The organism is Pseudomonas sp. B16120, from assembly GCF_044218845.1.
In the GTDB taxonomy this organism is placed as follows: Bacteria; Pseudomonadota; Gammaproteobacteria; order Pseudomonadales; family Pseudomonadaceae; genus Aquipseudomonas; species Aquipseudomonas paracarnis.
The window spans coordinates 1,729,943-1,750,485 of the sequence record NZ_CP162588.1 but is presented as its reverse complement, the minus strand read 5'-3'; the positions used below and the strand labels follow the sequence as shown (position 1 = coordinate 1,750,485).

General features: G+C 60.6%; 21 protein-coding genes. 7 read left to right on the top strand and 14 right to left on the bottom strand.

Annotated features, from left to right (window positions below):
• Positions 1-55: 55 nt before the first annotated feature.
• Complete coding sequence (locus tag AB4P90_RS08360; RefSeq protein WP_014717474.1) at positions 56-895, top strand: cache domain-containing protein; 840 nt, start codon at positions 56-58, stop codon at positions 893-895.
• 56 nt (positions 896-951) lie between these two features.
• On the opposite strand, the gene AB4P90_RS08355 is transcribed toward AB4P90_RS08360, so the two are convergent.
• Both AB4P90_RS08355 and pobA read right to left on the bottom strand, forming a co-directional pair.
• Positions 952-2,469 carry an MDR family MFS transporter gene (locus AB4P90_RS08355; protein WP_122301274.1) on the bottom strand — a complete coding sequence of 506 codons (1,518 nt, stop codon included), beginning with the start codon at positions 2,467-2,469 and terminating at the stop codon, positions 952-954.
• 66 nt (positions 2,470-2,535) lie between these two features.
• Positions 2,536-3,720 (bottom strand): 4-hydroxybenzoate 3-monooxygenase, encoded by a 1,185-nt coding sequence (gene pobA, locus AB4P90_RS08350; protein ID WP_172832688.1) that lies wholly within the window; start codon positions 3,718-3,720, stop codon positions 2,536-2,538.
• 189 nt (positions 3,721-3,909) lie between these two features.
• Here pobA and AB4P90_RS08345 point away from each other — a divergent pair, with 189 nt between their 5' ends.
• Positions 3,910-4,785 (top strand): helix-turn-helix domain-containing protein, encoded by an 876-nt coding sequence (locus tag AB4P90_RS08345; RefSeq protein ID WP_014717471.1) that lies wholly within the window; start codon positions 3,910-3,912, stop codon positions 4,783-4,785.
• On the opposite strand, the gene AB4P90_RS08340 is transcribed toward AB4P90_RS08345, so the two are convergent.
• Together AB4P90_RS08340 and AB4P90_RS08335 are read right to left on the bottom strand one after the other, a co-directional pair.
• Complete coding sequence (locus tag AB4P90_RS08340) at positions 4,778-4,957, bottom strand: hypothetical protein (RefSeq protein ID WP_003189580.1); 180 nt, start codon at positions 4,955-4,957, stop codon at positions 4,778-4,780. The genes AB4P90_RS08345 and AB4P90_RS08340 overlap by 8 nt on opposite strands.
• A gap of 100 nt (positions 4,958-5,057) precedes the next feature.
• The gene (locus AB4P90_RS08335) at positions 5,058-5,963 is read right to left on the bottom strand and encodes a LysR family transcriptional regulator (protein WP_014717470.1); all 906 of its coding nucleotides are present in this window, start codon (positions 5,961-5,963) and stop codon (positions 5,058-5,060) included.
• A gap of 105 nt (positions 5,964-6,068) precedes the next feature.
• Between AB4P90_RS08335 and AB4P90_RS08330 the strand changes: the two genes are divergently transcribed.
• Together AB4P90_RS08330 and AB4P90_RS08325 are read left to right on the top strand one after the other, a co-directional pair.
• Entirely contained in the window at positions 6,069-6,935 is an 867-nt protein-coding gene (locus AB4P90_RS08330; protein ID WP_019818268.1) for an MBL fold metallo-hydrolase, read from the top strand.
• A 34-nt stretch (positions 6,936-6,969) separates the two neighbouring features.
• The gene (locus tag AB4P90_RS08325; RefSeq protein WP_014717468.1) at positions 6,970-7,584 is read left to right on the top strand and encodes an NAD(P)-dependent oxidoreductase; all 615 of its coding nucleotides are present in this window, start codon (positions 6,970-6,972) and stop codon (positions 7,582-7,584) included.
• A 322-nt stretch (positions 7,585-7,906) separates the two neighbouring features.
• Here the strand turns inward: AB4P90_RS08325 and AB4P90_RS08320 are convergent, their stop codons facing one another.
• The 3 genes from AB4P90_RS08320 to AB4P90_RS08310 form a co-directional block, all read right to left on the bottom strand.
• A complete protein-coding gene (locus AB4P90_RS08320; RefSeq protein ID WP_020300743.1) occupies positions 7,907-8,770 on the bottom strand; it encodes an IS3 family transposase in 864 nt (287 codons plus the stop codon).
• Positions 8,767-9,060, bottom strand: coding sequence for a transposase (locus AB4P90_RS08315; RefSeq protein ID WP_020300742.1), 294 nt, complete (start codon positions 9,058-9,060; stop codon positions 8,767-8,769). The genes AB4P90_RS08320 and AB4P90_RS08315 overlap by 4 nt, the downstream gene beginning before the upstream one ends.
• Positions 9,061-9,459: 399 nt before the next feature.
• Entirely contained in the window at positions 9,460-10,332 is an 873-nt protein-coding gene (locus AB4P90_RS08310; protein ID WP_020301049.1) for a LysR substrate-binding domain-containing protein, read from the bottom strand.
• Between the two features lie 111 nt (positions 10,333-10,443).
• On the opposite strand from AB4P90_RS08310, the gene AB4P90_RS08305 reads away from it, so the two are divergent.
• The 3 genes from AB4P90_RS08305 to AB4P90_RS08295 all read left to right on the top strand — a co-directional run bounded on the left by AB4P90_RS08305 (position 10,444) and on the right by AB4P90_RS08295 (position 14,509).
• Entirely contained in the window at positions 10,444-12,066 is a 1,623-nt protein-coding gene (locus AB4P90_RS08305; protein ID WP_395605797.1) for a 5-guanidino-2-oxopentanoate decarboxylase, read from the top strand.
• A 182-nt stretch (positions 12,067-12,248) separates the two neighbouring features.
• A complete protein-coding gene (locus AB4P90_RS08300; protein ID WP_395605796.1) occupies positions 12,249-13,436 on the top strand; it encodes a cyanate transporter in 1,188 nt (395 codons plus the stop codon).
• A 137-nt stretch (positions 13,437-13,573) separates the two neighbouring features.
• Positions 13,574-14,509 (top strand): LysR family transcriptional regulator, encoded by a 936-nt coding sequence (locus AB4P90_RS08295; protein WP_014717464.1) that lies wholly within the window; start codon positions 13,574-13,576, stop codon positions 14,507-14,509.
• A gap of 20 nt (positions 14,510-14,529) precedes the next feature.
• Here the strand turns inward: AB4P90_RS08295 and AB4P90_RS08290 are convergent, their stop codons facing one another.
• From AB4P90_RS08290 to AB4P90_RS08260, 7 genes are all read right to left on the bottom strand, one after another.
• On the bottom strand, positions 14,530-14,892 hold the full coding sequence (locus AB4P90_RS08290) for a 5-carboxymethyl-2-hydroxymuconate Delta-isomerase (protein WP_014717463.1): 363 nt from the start codon (positions 14,890-14,892) through the stop codon (positions 14,530-14,532).
• Between the two features lie 57 nt (positions 14,893-14,949).
• Entirely contained in the window at positions 14,950-15,873 is a 924-nt protein-coding gene (locus tag AB4P90_RS08285) for a LysR substrate-binding domain-containing protein (RefSeq protein WP_014717462.1), read from the bottom strand.
• 260 nt (positions 15,874-16,133) lie between these two features.
• Positions 16,134-17,480, bottom strand: a complete 1,347-nt coding sequence (locus tag AB4P90_RS08280; RefSeq protein WP_014717461.1) for an MFS transporter — start codon at positions 17,478-17,480, stop codon at positions 16,134-16,136.
• Positions 17,481-17,559: 79 nt separating this feature from the next.
• Positions 17,560-18,492: a 3-keto-5-aminohexanoate cleavage protein gene (locus tag AB4P90_RS08275; protein WP_019818448.1), complete on the bottom strand. Its 933-nt coding sequence runs from the start codon at positions 18,490-18,492 to the stop codon at positions 17,560-17,562.
• Positions 18,493-18,559: 67 nt separating this feature from the next.
• Entirely contained in the window at positions 18,560-19,348 is a 789-nt protein-coding gene (locus tag AB4P90_RS08270) for an SDR family oxidoreductase (RefSeq protein WP_014717459.1), read from the bottom strand.
• Positions 19,345-20,067, bottom strand: a complete 723-nt coding sequence (locus tag AB4P90_RS08265) for a GntR family transcriptional regulator (protein WP_014717458.1) — start codon at positions 20,065-20,067, stop codon at positions 19,345-19,347. Before AB4P90_RS08265 ends, AB4P90_RS08270 begins: the two co-directional genes overlap by 4 nt.
• A gap of 210 nt (positions 20,068-20,277) precedes the next feature.
• Complete coding sequence (locus tag AB4P90_RS08260; protein WP_014717457.1) at positions 20,278-20,424, bottom strand: hypothetical protein; 147 nt, start codon at positions 20,422-20,424, stop codon at positions 20,278-20,280.
• Positions 20,425-20,543 lie beyond the last annotated feature (119 nt).

Here is a 20,543-nt window from a genome sequence, read left to right as displayed (position 1 = left end):
TTCGCCGCCAACCGTCTACGCTCTTGGCACACCAACAAGAACGAGGGACGGGTAAATGAAGAGACTGCTCCGATTCACCTGGCTGCTGCTGTTGTGTTGCAGCCAGGTGCATGCCGCCACGGCACAGGAAGCGGATGCCCAAGCCGCCAAGGCCCTGCTGGAAAAGGCCTTGGCGTACTACCACAAGCAAGGTGACAAGGCGTTCGCCGCCTTCAGCCGTCAGGGCGAGTTCATCGACCAGGACCGTTATGTGTTTGTGGTCGATACAAAAGGCGTACTGCTGGCCAGTGGCGGGCCCTCCTCCGCGCTCATAGGTCGCGATGTGTCCGAGGTACTCGGACCGGATTTGCGCCAATCCTTCAAGGACGCGCTCAAGGTGCCCGAAAACCAGGGTATCCAGCAGGCTGACTACCGCTGGCAGAACTGGAATGACGGCAAGGTCGAACATAAACACGTGTTTTATCAGCGCGTGGGCGAACGCATCCTGGCGGTCGGTTATTACTTGCCGCGCGCCACACCGGAACAGGCACGGGCGCTGCGCAACAAGGCGGTGGAGGCGTTGGTCAAGGATGAAGCCGGCACGCTCAAGGCGATCAACTCCTTGCAAGGCGGCTTCCTGCAAGATGATCTCTACGTATTCGTGGTGGACCTGAACACGCGGCGCTACGTCGCCCATGGCACCAACCTGCGCCTGATCAACACCGATTTTGCCAAGATCAAGGACCCGGATGGCAAACCGGTGGGTGTGCCGATCCTCCAGATGATGGCTGAACAGGACCAGGGCGAATACAAATACCGCTGGAAAAACCCGGTGACCGGCAAGGTCGAGAACAAGCATGCCTATGTGCGCAAGAGCGGGCATTTCATGGTTGCGGTGGGGTATTACAGCCCCTGATCCTGATCATTCCCACGCTCTGCGTGGGAACGCCGCCTGGGACGCTCCGCGTCCGCTTATCTAACTTTGTCTTCACGGCCGCGCAGTACCCGATTCGGCATCGCTATCGCAGCGGCCAACCCCAGCAGCGACACCGCCGCACTCACCATCAGCAAATGCCGGAACGTCACCGCCAGCTCGCCGCGCAACGCATCTTGCGCCGGGCCGGGTGCGGCGTTGAGGCCGTCGAGCAGCACGTTGCCGGAACTGCCTTCGGCCACCAGTGCGCCGCTTGCCAGATGGGCGAAACTGGAATCGTGTAACAGCGCCAGCAGCAACGCCGACATGCAGGCCACCCCCACTGCCCCGCCCAGGGAGCGAAACAGGTTGGTGGTGCTGGTGGCCACACCGATATCCCGCTGCTCCACCGAGTTCTGCGTCCCCACCAACGAGGTCGGGAACTGCATGCCCGCGGCGATACCGCACAACAACATGAAGACGCTGGTGAGCGCCACCGCCTGGGGCGCGCTGTAGGCCATGCCGAGAATCGCCAGCGGGCTCAACACTGCGCCGCTGAGGATCATCGGTTTATAGCGGCCCGTCACCGAGGTCATGCGCCCGGCAAAATACGCGCCCATCGGCAAGCCCATCGCCAAGGGCAGCAAGTGCAGGGCCGCGCTGTCGGCACCGGCGCCGGTTACGGTCTGGTAGCGCAGGGGCATCAGCACCGTCAGGGAAATCGCCTGGAAGCTGGTGATGAAAATCGTGCACCAGCACAACACCGCATTGCGGTTGGCAAACAAGTGCATCGGCAACAGCGGTTCCCGTGCGCGGCGTTCGTGCCACACAAACACGCTTAACGCCAGCAGTGCGCAGGCCAGCAACCCCAGCACTTGATCGTCACGCCACGAATGGCCCTGGCCGATTTCGGTGATGCCCAGCAACAAGGCGGTGAGGCCGACGATCATCAGCACCGTGCCGAGGTAATCGATGATCGGCTTGCGCTGCGGCACCGGCAGCCCCACCAGGGTGCGATGGGCCACGTACCAGGCGCCGACGCCCAGTGGCAGGTTGATCAAAAACACCCAGCGCCACGACAGGTACTCGGTCATATAACCGCCCAGCACCGGCCCGGCCACGCTGGCCACCGCGTACATGCTGCTGAAATACCCCTGATAACGTCCCCGTTCGCGGGGAGGAATAATGTCGCCAATGATCGCCTGGCTCACAGAGACCATCCCGCCAGCGCCGATGCCCTGCAGCACCCGCGCCAGCACCAGTTGCTCCATGCTTTGCGCCAGGCCGCAAAACAACGACGCCAGGGTGAACAGGCCCATGCCAATGAGCATCATGGGCCGGCGCCCATACAGGTCACCGAGCTTGCCGTAGATCGGCACCGCCACGGTCATCGCCACCATGTAGCCGGAGATCACCCAGGCCAGCAGGTTGACGTCATGGAACTGTGCGGAAATGGCCGGCATGGACACGGCGACAATGGTCTGGTCAAGGGCACCCAGGAAGATCGCCATCATCAGCGCGACCAGGATACTGCGCACGGCGGGAACGGTTGGAGCGGGCTGATTGAGGTGAGTCACGGCAGAACCTTCGAGCAGGGCCCACAGGCAACGGTCACCGGTGGGAATGCTCGATACGATAGCAGGCTATTCGATAGGCTCGTAAGGAAGGCCGACGTAATTTTCTGCGATGGTTTTGCGCCCGGCCTGGGAGTGGATGAAATAGTCCAGCTCGCTCTCGGCAATGCGCTGGCTGAAGGCGTCCGCCTGGGGAAACTGATGCAGCATCGAGGTCATCCACCAGGAAAACCGCTCGGCTTTCCACACTCGGCGCAGACAGATTGCCGAGTATTTTTCCAGCAAGTCCAGGCGCCCTTCGTGGTACACCTTGAGCAAGATGCGAAACAAGGTGCTCACATCACTGGCCGCCAGGTTCAAGCCCTTGGCACCGGTGGGCGGCACAATGTGCGCGGCATCGCCGAGCAGGAACAGGCGCCCGTACTGCATGGGTTCCACCACAAAGCTGCGCAGCGGCGCGATGCTTTTCTCGATCGACGGGCCGGTCACCAATTGTTCGGCCAATGAGCCGGGCAGGCGGCTCTTGAGTTCATCCCAGAAACGTTCATCCGCCCAGTCTTCCAGCTTCTCTTCGACCGGCACTTGCAGGTAGTAACGGCTGCGGGTCGGCGACCGCATGCTGCACAGCGCAAAACCCCGCGCATGTTTGGCGTACACCAGTTCGGCATGTACCGGCGGCGTGTCGGCCAGCACGCCCAGCCAGCCGAAGGGGTAGACGCGTTCGAACACCTTCAGCGCTTGCGCCGGTATCGACTGGCGGGCCACACCATGGAAACCGTCGCAGCCGGCAATGTAGTCGCACTCCAGGCGGTAGGCTTGGCCTTCGTGCTCAAAGGTCAGCCACGGCTGTTCACTTTTCAGGTCATGGGGTTGAACATCGGAGGCTTCGTACAGGGTGATGGCACCGGCGGCTGCGCGGGCGGCCATCAGGTCGCGGGTGACCTCGGTCTGGCCGTAAATCATCACCGACTGGCCGCCGGTCAAGGCCTTGAGGTCAATGGAGGTGAGTTGGCCATTGAGGGCAATATCAAACCCGTCGTGCACCAAACCTTCGGCGTCCATGCGTTGGCTGACGCCGGCTTCGCGCAGCAGGTCGACCATGCCCTGTTCCAACACACCGGCGCGGATACGGCCTTGTACGTAATCGGCGCTCTGACGCTCTAGAACGAGGGTCTGGATGCCAGCATTGTGCAGCAGTTGGCCGAGCAGCAATCCGGAAGGACCGGCACCGATAATGGCGACTTGGGTTTTCAGGGTTTTCATTATTTTTATGACCTTCAAGCTTCACGCGAACGTATGGAGTGAAAGAGTTGTCATTGCTCTTGTGGCTGACATTTTTCACTTGAGTGAGGCTCATAAGAAGGTGAAAACTGCGTCAAAACCTGTGCTTTTCGCCAATCGGGGCGATTACCGAACCACTATCCTGAGTATCGGATTGAAACCATGACCAAAACCGCGATTCCGGTCTTCAAGCTTTACGGGGAAAGCCAGCAGTGGCCGACTCCCGATTTGTTGCACTGCGAAACCATTTCCCGGCGCAGTCGGGAATACCAGTGGGAAATCCAGCCCCACCGGCACGCGGACCTGTGCCAGTTGCTGTATGTGCACAAAGGCCAGGCACAACTGGAAATCGAAGGCCAGCGCACCACGCTCAATGAGTCGAGCCTACAAGTGCTGCCACCGCTTTGCGTGCACGGCTTTCGTTTTTCCGAGGATGTGGAAGGGTTTGTGGTAACGCTGTCGGCACCGCTGGTCAGCCACTTGCAGGCGCAACTGGGCTCTACCGTCGATGGCCTGCACACACTCGGCAGCTACCCGGCGGGCAAGGACAGCGATTACTTGAACAGCCTGTTCGTACGTTTGCAGGACGAATACGCCGATGACCAACCGGCACGGGACATGATGCTGCACGCCCTGGTCAGCGTGTTATTGGTGTGGGTCAGCCGCCAGGCGATCCAGCGCCGTCACCCACGGGCGCCACGGGGTCGTGAGTACTTTCGGCGGTTTACGCAACTGGTCGAACAGCATTACCGCGAACACCCCAAGATTGAAGACCTGGCCCACAAGCTGGGTATCTCGGTCTCACACTTGAACGGGACGTGTCGGGAGTTGGGTGGGCAACCGGCGTTGCAGATCATGCATGACCGCCAGTTGCTGGAAGCCAAGCGCCTGCTGACCTACACCAGCATGACCATCAACGAGATGTCCGAGGTGCTGGGCTTTTCCGACCCGACCAATTTCTCACGGCTGTTTCGCCGCAGGGTCGGTTTTTCACCCAAGGCGTTTCGTGAACAACTGAAGGCAGAGCAGCCTACCTGAGCGCACTGAAACTGCCGGTGCGGGGAACGCATTGGTCCTGATGGCAGCTGATGGCGAATGCCGCCGGCTGCATGCGTGTTTGCTCGACGCGGTAGGCGGCAGTCCCATACAGCGCTGTCGCCAATGCGCAGAGGGTGAAAATCGTCAGGTACTTTCTGGTTTTGATGCTCATGGCACAGACCTCTGAACGGATCTACAGGGTGCTGTTTAAAGCATAGGTCAGTCAGGGCAACTTGCCATGATGCGCTGCCATTCAGCGCGCTTATTTCACCTCAGAGCCCTATGTCCCAAACCGGCTCTTCGGGAAACCGCAGCACCAGGAAATCCAGGAGGCTACGCAGCGCCGAAGGCATGTGTTTGCGTGAGGCGTACACCGCATAGATATTCATCTGTCGCGGCTCGGCGTGCGGCAGCAAGCGCACCAACTCCCCACTGCGAATCAGCTCACCGGCCTGATAACTGGGCAGCATCGCCACCCCTGCCCCGGCCAGCGTCACGCGCATCAACGTGCTGGCCTCATTGGCCGTGATATTGCCGTGGACCGGCACCGACACGTGCTCTCCGTTTTCTTCGAAATGCCACAGGCTCTTGCCGAAGTAAGAGTGGGTCAGGCAGTTGTGCCGGGCCAGGTCTTCGACCTTCTGCGGCGCCGGATGCTCGCGCAGATAAGCCGGTGTGGCGCACACCACCGAGCGACATACGGTCAGGCGCCGGGCGATCAGGTTGGGGTCCAGATCGTTGCTGGTGCGGATCGCCAGGTCGATGCGTTCGTCCACCAGGTTCACCGTGCGATCAAGCATCTGCAAATCCACCGTCACCAGGGGGTAAAGCTTGACGTATTCGGCAATCGCCGCGCCCAGCTGCGCCTGGCCGAACGAAGTGCTGACGCTCAGGCGCAACAGGCCTCGGGGCGCATCATCGGGCTCGCTGACGGCGGCCTGCATATCACCGCACAGTTCCAACAATTGCCGGCAACGCGGCAGCGTTTCTCCGCCGGCGGCGGTGAGGCTGAGCTTGCGCGTGGTGCGGTGCAGCAGGCGTGCGCCCACCCAGTCTTCCAGCTCGGCCAGGTAGCGCGAGACCACCGGGCGCGACAGGTCAAGGTGGTCGGCAGCGGCGGATTGGCTGCCCAGGTCCACCACGGTGACAAACACGCGCATTGCTTGAAGACGATCCATGATTTGCCCGATTTTAGAAACAAACTATGTCCCAGCATCGCATTTTTTGTCGTGTTTTATGCAACTAAGCTCTGTGCATCCCTTACCGATGGCAGGAGCTGCCCGATGTTCTCGACCTTCAAACGCTTGACCCTGGCCACCGCCGCCCTGGCCTTCGCTGCCCACGCAGCAGCGGCAGAGCTGAAACTCGACGTGTACAACCCAGGCGAGGCCGCGATCTTCCCGGTCAGCTCGGTGCTGGTGAGCGGCGAGAAAGACGCGATCCTGGTGGATGCGCAATTCGGCAAAGGCCAAGCCGAGCAGCTGGTGCAGAAGATCCGCGCCAGCGGCAAGCACCTGACCACCATCTACATCAGCCATGGCGACCCGGACTACTACTTCGGCCTCGACACCCTGACCGCCGCCTTCCCCGACGCCAAAGTGCTGGCGCCACAGCCAGTGGTGGACCATATCAACGCCACCGTCGCCGACAAGCTGGCCTTCTGGGGCCCGAAAATGGGCGCCGACAAGCCGGCCAAGACCCTTGTGCCGCAAGTGCTTAAAGGCCACAGCCTGACCCTGGAAGGGCAACAGCTTGAAGTGGTTGGCCTTGACGGCCCGCAGCCAGATCGCAGCTTTGTGTGGATCCCGTCGATCAAGGCCGTGGTCGGTGGTGTGGTGGTCGCTGAAAACATCCACGTCTGGATGGCCGATACCCAGAGCGCGCAATCCCATAAAGACTGGCTGGCTACCCTCACGCGCATTGAAGACCTGAAGCCGAACACCGTGGTGCCGGGCCATTACCTGGGCACGCCATCGCTGGCCTCGGTCACCTTCACCGCCGATTACATCAAGGCCTTCGACCTCGAAACCGCCAAGGCCAAGGACTCCGCCGCCCTGATTGCGGCCATGAAAAAACGCTACCCCACCCTCGCCGACGAAAGCTCGCTGGAACTGAGCGCCAAAGTCGCCAAGGGCGAAATGAAGTGGTAACTGGCTTTAAACCTTAACCCTGTTGGAGAACATCATGAGCAAGATCGCAATCATTGGTGCCACTGGCCGCGCCGGTAGCCAACTGCTGGAAGAAGCGCTGCGCCGCGGGCATACCGTCATCGCCATCGCCCGCAATACCGACAAGCTGGCTGTGCGTCCTGGCGTTACGGTCAAACAGGTTGATGCCCTGGATGCCGAAGCCTTGCAACACGCCATCAGCGGCAGCGACGTGGTGATCAGCGCGGCGCACTTCGCCACGCTTCCCGCCAGCGCCGTGATCGGCCCGGTGAAAAAGGCTGGTGTGAAACGTTTGTTGGTGGTCGGCGGCGCCGGTTCACTGCTGTTGCCCGGTGGCGGGCGCGTGATCGATAGCGAAGGGTTCCCGGCTGAATATAAAGCTGAAGCCAGTGCCGGGGCGCAATTCCTGGAAACGCTGCGCCAGGAAAAGGAACTGGACTGGACCTTCCTGTCGCCATCGGCCCTGTTCGACGGCACCGAGCGCACCGGCAAATTCCGCCTGGGCACGGATGATCTGCTGGTGGACAGTGACGGCAACAGCTCGATCAGTTTTGCCGACTTCGCCATCGCCATGCTGGATGAAGTGGAAACACCGAAGCACTCGCGCCAGCGCTTTACGGTCGGTTACTGACCCAACGCCGTCAACGCTAACCACGATGCGAAGCGAGCCGCTCTTGATCTGCTCTTGATCTGCTCTTGATCTGCTCTTGATCTGCTTTTGATCTTGATCTTAGGCGCCCCGTTAAACCACGCTGGCCGGAATTCGACAGTGATTTGGGGGGTAAACCGGCAGGGATGCCGGTTTAACCGCCCCGCGCCATGAATGGCGCGTGGCGGCGGCCCCCCAAATCACTGGCGGATTACGGGCACACCGAGCCTAGGCGAGGTGCCGAGTGGTGGGGCAAGAGCCCTTTGGTGGGCCTGTCCCCCGGCAGCGTACGCCATGAAGCTGGTTATCCAGTCTTCTGCCTCAAGCTCTTTGCATATTCGTTCGGAGACCGATACCCCAGAGCTGAGTGCAGTCGACTGCTGTTGTAAAACCCATGCACATAGCTGGCGATCGATAGCTGTGCCTGTTTTTTGGTGGGGTAGACCCCAAAAGCCTCCTCTCTTTTCAGCGTAGCGAAAAAACTCTCCGCCACTGCGTTATCCCAGCAATTTCCCTTTCGACTCATGCTCTGTTTGAAGTCCTTCTTAGCTAACGCTAGACGGAACTTACTGCTTGCGTACTGACGGCCCTGATCGGAGTGAAATACTGCTCCGCTAGTGCCAGAACAGGCGCTCCAGGCATTCAGAAACGCACTTTCCACCAGGCCATCTGGCATGCGGTCTGACAAGCTGTAGCCCAAGATCTGGCGGGTCTGGATGCTCAACACTACGGCCAGATACAGCCAACCCTCTCTGGTTGGGAGATAGGTGATATCACTGACCCAAGTCGGAGTGGGGTTATCGATGGCAAACTGCCGCGCCACCACATTGTTCGCGACCGGCAAGTAATGGTTGCTGTCAGTGGTACAGGGCCTGAAACCGCGTTTGGACTTGCCGTGAATACCCTCCTCCTGCATCAACCGGCTGACTCGCTTGTGGCCCACTGCATACGATTTCTGGCGTAAGGCTGCGACCAACCGTGGCCGACCGTAGGTGTGTCGACTGGCCGCATAGACGCTGCGCAACTCAATGCGAATCTGAGCGTCAGGATCAGGGCGAGGCTGCCTGTGCGTGTAATCGTAGAAACCTGAAGTTGAGACTTCCATCACCCGGCACAACATACGTACCGGGTATTGAGTCCGTTCAGCAGCGACGAAGGCGTATCTCACCTGGACTCTCTGGCGAAGAATACCGCCGCCTTTTTTAGGATTTCACGCTCCATTTTTAGCTCGGCAACCTCGGCTCGCAGGCGGGCAAGCTCGCTGTCCTCCTTAGTGATGGGCTTGCGCTCGGGCGAGCTCAACGGTTGACCCTTGCGCGTGGCGTTCACCCAGTTATCGAGCGTTTTGACGGACATCTCTAGCTGGCGGGCAGCTTCGGTTCTGCCAACGCTTTCAGCTAACGCAACCGCTTGAGTCTTGAACTCATCGGTGTAGTTACGGCGAGTGGATGGATACATGGCAACCTCCAAGAGAACGATTTAAGTATCGCTTCTTGGCGTCCGTTGTCACGGGACAGGCCCATGGTTACTTTGGGCTGGGCCGGCATTTCGGCTCTTTTCCAAAGTGACCCGCTGTCAGAGCGGAACCCTAAGCGGCCGTTACCGCAGCAATGGATATGTACACAATCCAACTGTGTTGACTGTCAGTCCGCCTTCGCGAGCAAGCCCGCTCCCACAGTTGGATCGTGGGGTGTCTGGTAGATAGGCGTTGGCTTTCAGGCCCTCATCGCAGGCAAGCCAGCTCCCACATCTGGATCGTCGGGGTGTCAGGTAGATAGGTGTCGGCTTTCAGGCCGTCATCGCAGGCAAGCCAGCCACAGTTGGATCGCGGCGAGTCAGGTAGATAGGCGTAGGCTGTCATCCCACACTGGCCTCACTCACCAACCAATCCATCAGCGCGACCAACCCAACCGACGGTTCCTTCCCCGGCGGATACACCAGGAAATACCCCATCCCCGTCGACACCCGCAGTTCAAACGGCATCGCCAACCGCCCCGCCCTCAGATCCTCGCCAATCAACGCACTGTCGCCCATCGCCACCCCGGAGCCCTGGGACGCTACGGTCATTGCCAAGTCCAAGGTTTCGAAGTGGTGCCGTTGGATGGGGTCGCTCAAGCAGGCATTGGCAGCCTTGAGCCACAACGTCCAATCGCGCTCGTCTCGGGTCGGGTGCAACAGTACCTGATGCTGCAAATCCTGCGGCGTACGCAAACTGCCCAGCAACCCAGGCACGCAGACCGGCGTGAGACGCTCGTCAAACAGATGCCGCGCCTCGGCCGACTGCTCGGCGATGGGCCCGTAGATCACCGCCGCGTCAAACGGCTCACGACGAAAGTCGACGTTATAGGCCACCGTCGTGGTGAGCTCCACCGGCACATCCGGGCGTTCTTTTTGCCATTGCAGCAAGCGCGGCAACAACCAGCGCATCACGCAGGTGGACGCTTTGAGCTGCAAGGTGCGGCGCCGGTCACCGATGTGCTCCACCGCGTCAGCGAGCAAGCCAAACACCTGTTGCGCGCATGCCAGCCATTCGCGCCCCTCCTCCGTCAGGCTCAAGCCACGCGCCTGGCGCTGAAACAAGGCATAGCCCAACTGGCTTTCCAACCCGGCCACCTGTCGACTCACCGCGCCCTGGGTAATGTGCAGGTGTTCGGCGGCACGGGTGAAGTTGCAGCACTGGGCTGTGACCCAGAAGGTGTGCAACGCAGGTAACGGTGGGAGGCGTTTCATCGGGGCGCAGCCATGACGGGAGGACATGGCGAGTATGACTTTTTATCGATTGTTGCCGCCACCGGCCAACCGCTCCAATAGCGCTTCGACCCCATCACAAGAGCGACCTGTATGGCGACCTGCGGCGAAGTATTGGTGCACCTCCTGGAACGCTACGGCGTGGACCACGTATTCGGCATTCCCGGCGTACATACCGTGGAGCTGTACCGGGGCTTGGCGCGCTCCAGCATTCGACATGTCACCCCGCGCCACGAACAGGGCGCCGGCTTCATGGCCGACGGTTATGCGCGCACCTCTGGCAAGCCCGGCGTGTGCTTTATCATCACCGGCCCCGGCATGACCAATATCACCACGGCCATGGGCCAGGCCTATGCCGACTCGATCCCGATGCTGGTGATATCCAGCGTGCAGTCACGCAGCCAACTGGGCGGTGGGCGCGGCAAGTTGCATGAGCTGCCGAACCAGAGCGCGCTGGTGGCCGGGGTGGCGGCGTTCTCCCACACCTTGATGTCGGCGGCTGAACTGCCCGCCGTGCTGGCGCGGGCGTTTGCGTTGTTCCAGGCCGGTCGGCCGCGCCCGGTGCATATCGAGATCCCCCTGGATGTGTTGGTGGAAAATGCCGACGCGTTGCTGGGTAGCACGCCTGTCAGCGTCACCCGCGCTGGCGCGGCACCGGCGGCCGTGCAGCAGATGAGCCAGAGGCTGGCTGCGGCCAAGCGCCCGCTGATCCTGGCCGGTGGCGGCGCCATTGACGCAGCCGCCGAACTGACCCGCCTCGCAGAAGCCCTCGGCGCGCCCGTGGCCCTGACCATCAACGCCAAGGGTATGTTGCCGGCCGCGCACCCGCTGCTGATCGGCTCCACGCAAACACTGCCCGCCACCCGTGCCCTGGTGGCTGAGGCTGACGTGGTATTGGCGATCGGCACCGAGTTGGCAGAGACCGACTACGACGTCACCTTCGCCGGTGGTTTCAACATTCCCGGTGCGCTGTTGCGCATCGATATTGACCCGGACCAGACCGTACGCAACTACCCGCCCCAAGTGGCACTAGTGGCCGACGCACGCATCGCCGCCCAGGCCCTGCTCACCGAAATCAACCGCCAGCCGCTGACGCCGCGCACTACCGACTGGGGCACAGCACGCGTCGCCCGTTTATGGGCCGAGCTGGAACCTACGTGGGACGCTGCGACGCGCGTGCAAACCCGGTTTCTCAACGCCGTTCTGGAGGAACTGCCGGGCGTAGTGTTCGTGGGCGACTCCACTCAACCGGTGTACAGCGGCAACCTGACCCTGAACCTCGACCACCCACGCTGCTGGTTCAACGCCTCTACCGGTTACGGCACCCTGGGTTATGCCCTGCCCGCCGCCATGGGGGCCTGGCTCGGGCGCGGCGATGGCCAACCGGTGGTGTGCCTGATCGGCGACGGCGGTTTGCAATTCACCCTGCCGGAACTGGCCAGCGCGGTGGAGGCCCGTACACCGATGATCGTGCTGTTGTGGAATAACCAGGGTTATGAAGAGATCAAGAAGTACATGGTCAACCGTGACATCGAGCCGGTGGGTGTGGACATCTACACGCCGGACTTTATCGGTGTGGCCAAGGCTCTGGGCTGCGCGGCACAAAGCGTCCATGGCATTGAAGGGTTGCGCACGGCTTTACGTGCCGCCGCTGATCGCCAGGGGCCCACATTGCTTGAAATCGACCAGGCGCGGTGGGAGTTGCCGAGTCTGTAATCCCGCTAAGTTGGGCCTGTGGCGAGGAAGCTTGCTCCCGTGACGGCCTGACAGCCGACGCCCAATGCGCTTTTACCTCACCACTTCGCATCCGCATTTTTTCAATAGCCCCTGCGACTTTCTGATTTGCCCCGCTACACACTCCATGGCCTGATTCGCCCTTGTGCATTCAAGGCAGGCCCATGGAAAACGTTCAGGCAAAATCCACCTGCGCACTATGGCTGATGATCAGCGTGGTGCTCGTCGCCCTCAATTTGCGTCCGTCGATGGCGGCCGTGGGGCCGTTATTGGCGTCGATTCGTGCGGATGTGCCGCTAAGTTTCAGCACCGCCGCCTTACTGACCATGTTGCCAGTCATGGCCATGGGCCTGGCGATGTTCTTTGGCATGGGCCTGGCCAAGCGCGTGGGCGAGCATCGCAGCATTGTGGTGTCGTTGCTGGTGATTGGGCTGGCGACTGTGTCGCGGTTGTTCCTGGATTCGGCACTGGAGCTGATCGCGAGTGCCATTGCGGCGGGTGTCGGCATTGCGCTGATCCAGGCGTTGATGCCGGCGCTGATCAAGTCGCGTTTCAGCGCCAATGTTTCGTTATTCATGGGCCTGTATGTCACCGCGATCATGGGCGGCGCGGCCCTGGCTGCTTCGTTCTCGCCGTTGGTGCAAACCCAGACCGGCAGCTGGCGTATCGGCCTGGCGATCTGGGCACTGCTGGCGTTTTTGGCCCTAGTGTTCTGGTATGCGCAGCGTTCGGCCCTGCCGCCCTTACCCCACGCCGGTTCGGGCCCCCAGGAGGCTTTTTTCAGCAATCGCCGTGCCTGGTTGCTGGCGATCTTTTTTGGCCTCGGCACCGCGTCCTACACCTGTGTGCTGGCATGGCTGGCGCCGTACTACGTCGAGCAGGGTTGGAGTGAACAAAATGCCGGTTTGCTGCTGGGTTTCTTGACTGCCATGGAAGTGATCTCCGGCCTGGTCACACCGGCCATCGCCAACCGCCGCCAGGATAAACGCGGCTTGGTGGCGGTGCTGCTGGTGCTGATCATCCTGGGTTTCTGCGGCCTAATCCTCAGCCCGCAACATTGGAGCCTGTTGTGGCCCTGCCTGCTAGGCCTGGGGATTGGCGGCCTGTTCCCGATGAGCCTGATCCTGTCCCTGGACCACCTCGACAACCCGCGCCGTGCCGGTGGCCTTACCGCGTTTGTGCAGGGCATCGGTTATCTGATCGCCGGCCTGTCGCCGCTGATCGCCGGCATGATCCGCGACCAGTTGGGCAGCTTCGAATGGGCCTGGTGGTCATTGATGGCAGTGAGCGGGCTGATGCTGCTGATCGTCATGCGTTTCAACCCGGCGCATTACGCACGCCATATCCGCTGACGTCGTATTAAAAACATTTTTTGTCCCACACAAAACATTGAAAGGTCCTACAGAGCTTTCTATTGGTACGAGCGTTCCGTTAACATTTTGCTCAGTCTTGTACTGAGTTCGGTACAAAGGGTTTACGGACGAAACCGATGCTAAACAGTAACTTGCTCAGAAAGCTCGATATGCAGGATTTGATGGTGTTTATCGCCGTCTACGACCAGAGCAGCGTTACCGAGGTGTCTGAAACGCTGTTCGTCAGCCAGTCCACCGTGAGCTATAGCCTGAAGAAGCTGCGCACCAGCTTTGAAGATGAGCTGTTTATCAACACCCGCGCAGGCATGCGTCCTACGTACAAGGCCACCACCATGTACGAGCATGTGCAGAAGATTCTGGAAAGCATCAACCTGTGCCATGCCGGTGGCCAGGCTTTTGATCCGACCCAACAGGCCGTGACCTTCAATGTGTGTGCGCCGGAATATTTCGAGCAGCTGATTCTGCCGCGCCTGTTGAAGCGTTTCGACCATGCCGACCTGCCGGTGATCGTCAACGTGCAGAAGCTGGAAACCGACATCCCCGCCGACGACCTGCGTGAGGGTCGCCTGGACCTGGTGATCTGTTTCGGCCCGCACTTTCACCGCGCTCACAAAGACTTCAAGACCCAGATGCTGTTGGAGGACGACTTGGTCTGCGTGTGCGACCAACGCTCAGCGCCGAGGGAACAGGCGTTCAGCCTGCAGTCCTTCGTTGAGCGGCGCCACGTATTCCCCACACCCTGGACCTCCGACACCAACATGATCGACGGCTGGCTTGCGCGCCAGGCGCGCAAGCGTCAGGTGATTGCACGGGCCAACAGCTACAGCGCGGCATTGAAGATGATTGCCGGCACCGACTTCATCGTCACCCTGCCCCGCCGCGTGCAAAAGTTACTGGCACCGGCGCCGGCATTCGGTGTTTGCGAAGCACCTAACGGTTTGCCGGGGTTCACCCTGGATATGCAGTGGAACGAAACCAGTGGGCAGGACAGCGCCAATACCTGGTTTCGGGAGCAAGTGGTGAAGGTGTGTGCGGATCAGGGCCTTTTGTAATTGGATGGCGATGGTGGAAGTCAGCCGATGGCGATTTTGCTGTAGGAATCGCGATCAATATCCAGCAGCTCGACACTCAGTTGTACCTGCACACCTTCGGGCCACGGGCCCAGGTCCTGAAGCACCGCCAGCAGGCTTTCTGATAGCTGCTTCTTGATCTGCGGTGAACGCCCGCTCAATAACGCCAGACGCACCGCGACAAAACCGCGCTCACCCAGGCCAGTGCCGACCCGAAATCGCTCGACCGCCACCGCACGGCTCTTGATGTCGAACTCGGCGCCGAACTGACCGGAGGCCACCAACGCATGGTTAAGGCGCAACAGGGCCTTGTCGATGTCCAGTTGCGTCAGGTTGGCGGTGTGTTCCAAGTGCAGGTGCGGCATGCTTTTCTCCGAGTTTTTTGTAGGAAGATGCCAAGCTATATACCACGGAAAAACACCTCAAGCCTTGGCCACCAGCCCTCTATCACTCATGAATGCCTCCAGCCGCGAGCGCATCCAGCGCTCCGCCGGGTCGGTGTCGACATGGCTGAGCCACACCATCGACAAATCCAGAGTCGGGGTTTCGAACGGGAACGGCTCGCAGAACAGGTTCCCGCTGGCAGCCATGGCCTGGGCGGTGTAATCGGGCAGGCTGGCGATCATGTCGGTGCCGGCAAGCAAGGCCGGCAACGAGCTGTATTGCGGCACCGAGAGCACTACATGGCGTTTGCGGCCCACCTCGGCCAGCCACTCATCGGCAAACCCGGCGACGTTGGCGGTGTGGGACACCAGCACATGGGGCCGTGCGCAATATTCGTCGAGGGTCAGCGGTGTGTCCGAGGCATCGGCGCGCAGCAGGCACGGGCGGATGTGCCGCAACAGCTTACGCTTGGCATTGGCCGGCAGCCCGCGGGTCTGGGTGATGCCGACGGTAATATCGCCGGAAGCCAACAGGTCCGGAATGCGCCAGTAATCCACATGCTGCACCACAAACACCACCTGCGGCGCCTCCTGGCGCAAGGCGCGCAGCAAGGGTGGCAGCAGGCCGAACTCCACGTCATCGGACAGACCGATGCGGAAAGTCATGGTGCTGATGGACGGGTCGAAATCATGGGTCAGGCTCAGGGCCGAAGACAGCGAGTCCAGGGCTGGCGACAGGTGCTGGATGATCTCCTCGGCGCGCGCCGTAGGCTCCATGCGATGGCCGACACGAATAAACAGTGGGTCGTTGAACAGGGTACGCAGGCGGTTGAGGGCCGAGCTGATGGTCGGTTGGCCGAGAAACAGCTTCTCCGCCACCCGCGTCACATTGCGCTCGAGCATCAGTGCTTCGAAGACCACCATCAAGTTGATGTCGGCCTTGCGTAATTCATTGCGATTCATCGGCGCCTGCCCCTTTGCCCAAGACAAGCGGCAGTTTAGGAAGGCTGCGGGGCTGCGTCTATGTGCGCACTGTTCAATAAACGGGTTTGGGACTATAAATCAGGTCTTGAAGGTTGCAGGTACCCCCTTGTGCTGGTCATTTTCGCCTTAAGCGTCCTGCTCAGCGGGGCTTTGCTCTGGGCCATCAAATTCATTGTGCACCCCACCGCCAGGACACTGCTGCGCGCATTTGTCGGCTTGTGCCTGGCGGCGGTGCTGGTTTACCTGGTGCTGGCTTCCGGATTCCCCACTTCGTTGCTGGTGTGAGACGCTTCCTGGCCCTGGCGCAGGCGTAAAGCCGACAACGCAGCCACCACCAACACCACGGCAATGACTTTCAAGCCGTTCATGGCATTGCCCGTGCTCATCTCAATGGCGCCCATCACCGACGGCCCGACAAAGCCGCCCAACAACCCGCACGCATTCACAAACCCCAGCCCTCCCGCCAAGGCCACGCCTTTGAGGCGCGAGGCCGGGTAGAGAAACACGATCGACTGCACCACAAAAAACATCACTGCAGACAGGCAAAAACCCAACAGGCTGAACACCGGCCCCGACACCGACGCAATGCCCAGCCCCAATGCCATGGTCAGCAACCCAGTGACCAGCAGCCGGCGGCAACGCCCGGGCGTGGTCGCAAAACGCGGGATCAATACCGCACCCAGTGCCGCCGCGATCCACGGCAACGAGGTCAGCAGGCCGACACTCATGGTGCTCAACTCGCCGTATTTGCTGATGATGCTCGGCAAGAAAAAGATCACGGTGTAGAGGGTGATCTGATGGCAAAAATACACAAAGATCGCCAGCAGGATTTGCGGCGTCAGCCAGTTTTTCAACGCATGGCCGCCCGCCCCCGCACCTTCCTCGGTTTCCTGGGCGATACGCTGTTCAATACCGCGTGCTTCTTCGGCCGACAGCCACGGCGCCTTGCTCGGACGGTCCGGCAACTTGCGCCACACCACCCAGGCAAACGCCACGGCGGGCAGGCCTTCGAGTAGGAACATCCACTGCCAGCCGTGCCAGCCGAGCATACCGTCCATACGCATCAAAGCCGCGCCCACAGGGCCACCGATGATGTTGGCAAAGCACACGCCCAGCAGGAAATACCCGGTGGCGCGCGCCCGCTGTTCGCGGTTGAACCAGTAGGTCAGGTACAGCATGACACCGGGAAATAAACCGGCTTCGGCAATACCCAGCAGCAGGCGCAATACGTAGAACGACGTTTCGCCCTGCACAAACGCCATCGCCGCAGAGATCAGGCCCCAGGTCACCATGATGCGGGCGATCCAGAACCGCGCTCCAACCTTGTGCATGATCAGGTTGCTGGGGATTTCTGACAGTGCATAGGTCAGGAAAAACAGTCCGGCGCCCAACCCGTAGGCGGCGGCAGAAATACCCAGGTCGACGTCCAGGTGATGCTTGGCCAGGGCGATGTTGGTGCGATCCAGAAAGCTCAGAATGTAGGCAATGATCAACAGTGGCATCAACTTGGCAAACATCAGTCTGTTGAGGGCCTGCGGTTCACGGGGTGAACCGGTCTTGACGTGCTTGGGCACTTCGATACGCATGGTGTGATCCCCTTATTGTTGTTGTGCGGGAATGTCGGCCACGTCATGACGCGGCCTTTTTGTCGATAAATAAACGGGATCAGAAATTGACCTGGTCACGCCCCTTGAGCCCGAGGATTTCCCGCGCTTCATCGGGCGTGGCGACGCGGTGGCCGAGAGCCTCGATCACCGTGCGAATGCGCCGTACCTGGTCGGCATTCGAAGCCGCCAGCTTGCCCGGCCCGTCCCACAACGAATCCTCCAGGCCCACCCGTGCGTTGCTGCCCATGGACAGGCCCATGGTCGCCAGCGGGATCTGCCCACGCCCGGCACCGAGGATCGACCACACGTAGTCATCGCCAAACAGGCGGTCGGCAGTGCGCCGCATGTGCGCCAGGTCTTCCGGGTGCCCACCGATGCCGCCACGCAGACCAAACACCGACTGGATAAACAGCGGTGGTTTGAGCAGGCCGCGTTCCAGGAAATGCGCGGCGGTGTAGAGGTGGCCGATGTCGTAGCACTCGATTTCAAAGCGGGTGCGGTTATCGGCACAGGCATTGAGGATGTGGGCAATGTCGCGGAAGGTGTTGCGAAAGATCCGGTCGTCGCTCTCTTCCAGATACGGGCGTTCCCAATCGTGCTGGAACTCGGTAAAGCGGTTGAGCATTTCGTACAGCCCGAAATTCATCGACCCCATGTTCAACGAGGCCAATTCCGGCTTGAACTGCATCACCGGTTGCAGGCGCTCCTCCACGCCCATAGTCGGCGCGCCGCCGGTGGTGATGTTGATCACCACGTCACTGGCCGCCTTGATCTGCGGCAAAAATTCGGCGAACAGCGCCGGGTCCTGGCTAGGGCGCCCATCAATCGGGTCACGGGCATGCAAGTGCACAATGGCCGCGCCAGCTTGGGCGGCGCCGATGGCTGCGTCGGCGATTTGCTGCGCGGTGATGGGCAAATGCGGTGACATCGACGGCGTATGAATGGCGCCGGTAACAGCACAGGTAATGATGACAGGGCGATTTTTGGGCATGACGATTCTCCGACTTTTATTCTTATGAAAAAAATCCTGGGTGCAGCGCGATATGTGCTTGCGTGGCTTACAGGTACTCGACGTTACCGTCGACACTGATCGCCTGGCCGGTCACGTTGCGTGCGGCGGGCGAACAGAGGAACAAGGCCATGGCAGCCACGTCTTCGGCGGTGACCATGCGCTTGAGGGAGATCTTGTTGAGGTATTCCTGGCGCATCTGAGCTTCGGGCACGCCGAGTTGCTCAGCGCGGGCGCGGATCACACCGTCCATGCGCGGGCCTTCGACAATGCCGGGCAGCAAGGCGTTGACGCGGATGTCGCTCTCGCCCAACTCCGAAGCCAAGGATTTCATCAGGCCGACAATGGCCCATTTGGTCGCCGCATAGGGCGTACGCCACGCGTAGCCTAGCCGCCCCGCCACCGAGGCGATATGCAGCAAATGGCCGTGGGACGATTCCTTGAGCAGCGGTACTGCGTGGTGGGCAAAGCGGTATTGGGCCGTGAGATTGATGTTGATGGTGGCTTGCCACTCGGCGTCGCTGATGGTGTCGATACCTCCCGTAGGCCCCGCAATTCCGGCATTGTTGACCAATACGTCCAAACCGCCGAACTGCTCGCGCTGCACCTTGAATACCGCCTCGACCTGCGCGGCATCGCTGACATCGGCGCGGGTCGCGACGCTGCCAGGGTATTTATCCCGAAACGCCGCCAGCGCCGGCTCGCTCACATCACACACATGCACTTGGGCGCCGGCTTCCATATAGGCCGCGGCCAACACTTCACCAATGCCGGCAGCCCCGCCGGAAATCAACACACGTAACCCAGGATAAGGCTGTAGCCGTTGTAGGACACTCATGCACGTTTACCTCCTGATACAGACGACCGCGCACGGTCGTTTTTGACGAGCAAGCGCGCCAGGGAATCGGCGGCCTGCATGATGTCGTCGGTCACCGCTGCCCGCGCGCCGGCGCCATCGCGGGCAGCCAGGGCTTCAACGATGCGCGTATGCGCTTCCATCGAACGTTGCAGGTGGGCTTTATCGGGGGCGACCAGGGCAAAACACGGCCCCATGTGCAGCCAGAAATTCTCCACCGCTGCCATGGTCAATTCGGCCTGGGCCACTGCATAAATGCGACGGTGAAAGGCGAAGTTGGTCCACAGGTAGCGGGATACGTCGACCTCATCGGCGGCGTGTTGCATCTGGTTGCACAGATCGGTGATTTCGTCGAGGTCGTGTTTTTGCAGGAGCAGCACGGCTTTTTCCGCCAGCAAGCCTTCAAGGGCTACCCGCGTGTCGCGAATTTCACGCAAGCGTTCGGCGGTCATCAAACGCACTCGCAGGCGGGAAGTTTCGGTGACTTCAAAGGCGTTTTCGGCGCTCAGGCGTTGCAACGCTTCACGTACCGGCATGGGGCTGGAGCCGAGCGCTTCGGCGAGGCCACGGATGGTGAGTTTCTGGCCAGGCTGGAAACGGCCACTCATCAGCGCTTCGCGGATCTGGCGGTAGACCTGGTCTTGCAGGGTATCGCGGGACACCTGACGCAAGGTGGGCAGGAGGAGCGGACCATCGGTCATGAGGCAAAACCTGTGTTGTGGTTGTTATGGCCTCAATATGTGATCACAAATCAAATATGTCAAATGATTTCCCGCCAATGAGCGTGAGCACATAGACATGTGGGAGGGGGCCTGGCCGCGATGCAGTGGGTCAGTCACATATTGGTTGACTGACACACCGCCTTCGCGGGCAAGCCCGCTCCCACAATTTGACCGCGTTTGACCTGTTACTCAGGGTTTGAGCGGACGCTCCTGGTCACGCTCGGAAAGCTCGGTGCCGTCGTCCGGATGCTTCCAGGTTTGCGGCTTTTCTTCTTCAGGCTTCTGCCGATGCTCTTCACGCTCCGGCTCGTGGTGCTGCTTCTGTTCGTTCCCCATAAAGGTCTGCGCCCATAAGAATTGGATACAGCTTCAAGCATAGAACACAGCAGGCTGTTTTGAAGCCGGCCCAGATTGATAGCAAATACGCATCAATTCATCCAAATTAGTCACTTATC

Excerpts from the sequence above, each read along its gene's own strand:
- AB4P90_RS08360 (WP_014717474.1), top strand. The coding sequence starts at position 56 with ATGAAGAGACTGCTCCGATTCACCTGGCTGCTGCTGTTGTGTTGCAGC.
- AB4P90_RS08345 (WP_014717471.1), top strand. The coding sequence starts at position 3,910 with ATGACCAAAACCGCGATTCCGGTCTTCAAGCTTTACGGGGAAAGCCAG.
- AB4P90_RS08340 (WP_003189580.1), bottom strand. The coding sequence starts at position 4,957 with ATGAGCATCAAAACCAGAAAGTACCTGACGATTTTCACCCTCTGCGCA.
- AB4P90_RS08335 (WP_014717470.1), bottom strand. The coding sequence starts at position 5,963 with ATGGATCGTCTTCAAGCAATGCGCGTGTTTGTCACCGTGGTGGACCTG.
- AB4P90_RS08330 (WP_019818268.1), top strand. The coding sequence starts at position 6,069 with ATGTTCTCGACCTTCAAACGCTTGACCCTGGCCACCGCCGCCCTGGCC.
- AB4P90_RS08325 (WP_014717468.1), top strand. The coding sequence starts at position 6,970 with ATGAGCAAGATCGCAATCATTGGTGCCACTGGCCGCGCCGGTAGCCAA.
- AB4P90_RS08315 (WP_020300742.1), bottom strand. The coding sequence starts at position 9,060 with ATGTATCCATCCACTCGCCGTAACTACACCGATGAGTTCAAGACTCAA.
- AB4P90_RS08310 (WP_020301049.1), bottom strand. The coding sequence starts at position 10,332 with ATGAAACGCCTCCCACCGTTACCTGCGTTGCACACCTTCTGGGTCACA.
- AB4P90_RS08305 (WP_395605797.1), top strand. The coding sequence starts at position 10,444 with ATGGCGACCTGCGGCGAAGTATTGGTGCACCTCCTGGAACGCTACGGC.
- AB4P90_RS08300 (WP_395605796.1), top strand. The coding sequence starts at position 12,249 with ATGGAAAACGTTCAGGCAAAATCCACCTGCGCACTATGGCTGATGATC.
- AB4P90_RS08295 (WP_014717464.1), top strand. The coding sequence starts at position 13,574 with ATGCTAAACAGTAACTTGCTCAGAAAGCTCGATATGCAGGATTTGATG.
- AB4P90_RS08290 (WP_014717463.1), bottom strand. The coding sequence starts at position 14,892 with ATGCCGCACCTGCACTTGGAACACACCGCCAACCTGACGCAACTGGAC.
- AB4P90_RS08285 (WP_014717462.1), bottom strand. The coding sequence starts at position 15,873 with ATGAATCGCAATGAATTACGCAAGGCCGACATCAACTTGATGGTGGTC.
- AB4P90_RS08280 (WP_014717461.1), bottom strand. The coding sequence starts at position 17,480 with ATGCGTATCGAAGTGCCCAAGCACGTCAAGACCGGTTCACCCCGTGAA.
- AB4P90_RS08275 (WP_019818448.1), bottom strand. The coding sequence starts at position 18,492 with ATGCCCAAAAATCGCCCTGTCATCATTACCTGTGCTGTTACCGGCGCC.
- AB4P90_RS08270 (WP_014717459.1), bottom strand. The coding sequence starts at position 19,348 with ATGAGTGTCCTACAACGGCTACAGCCTTATCCTGGGTTACGTGTGTTG.
- AB4P90_RS08265 (WP_014717458.1), bottom strand. The coding sequence starts at position 20,067 with ATGACCGATGGTCCGCTCCTCCTGCCCACCTTGCGTCAGGTGTCCCGC.
- AB4P90_RS08260 (WP_014717457.1), bottom strand. The coding sequence starts at position 20,424 with ATGGGGAACGAACAGAAGCAGCACCACGAGCCGGAGCGTGAAGAGCAT.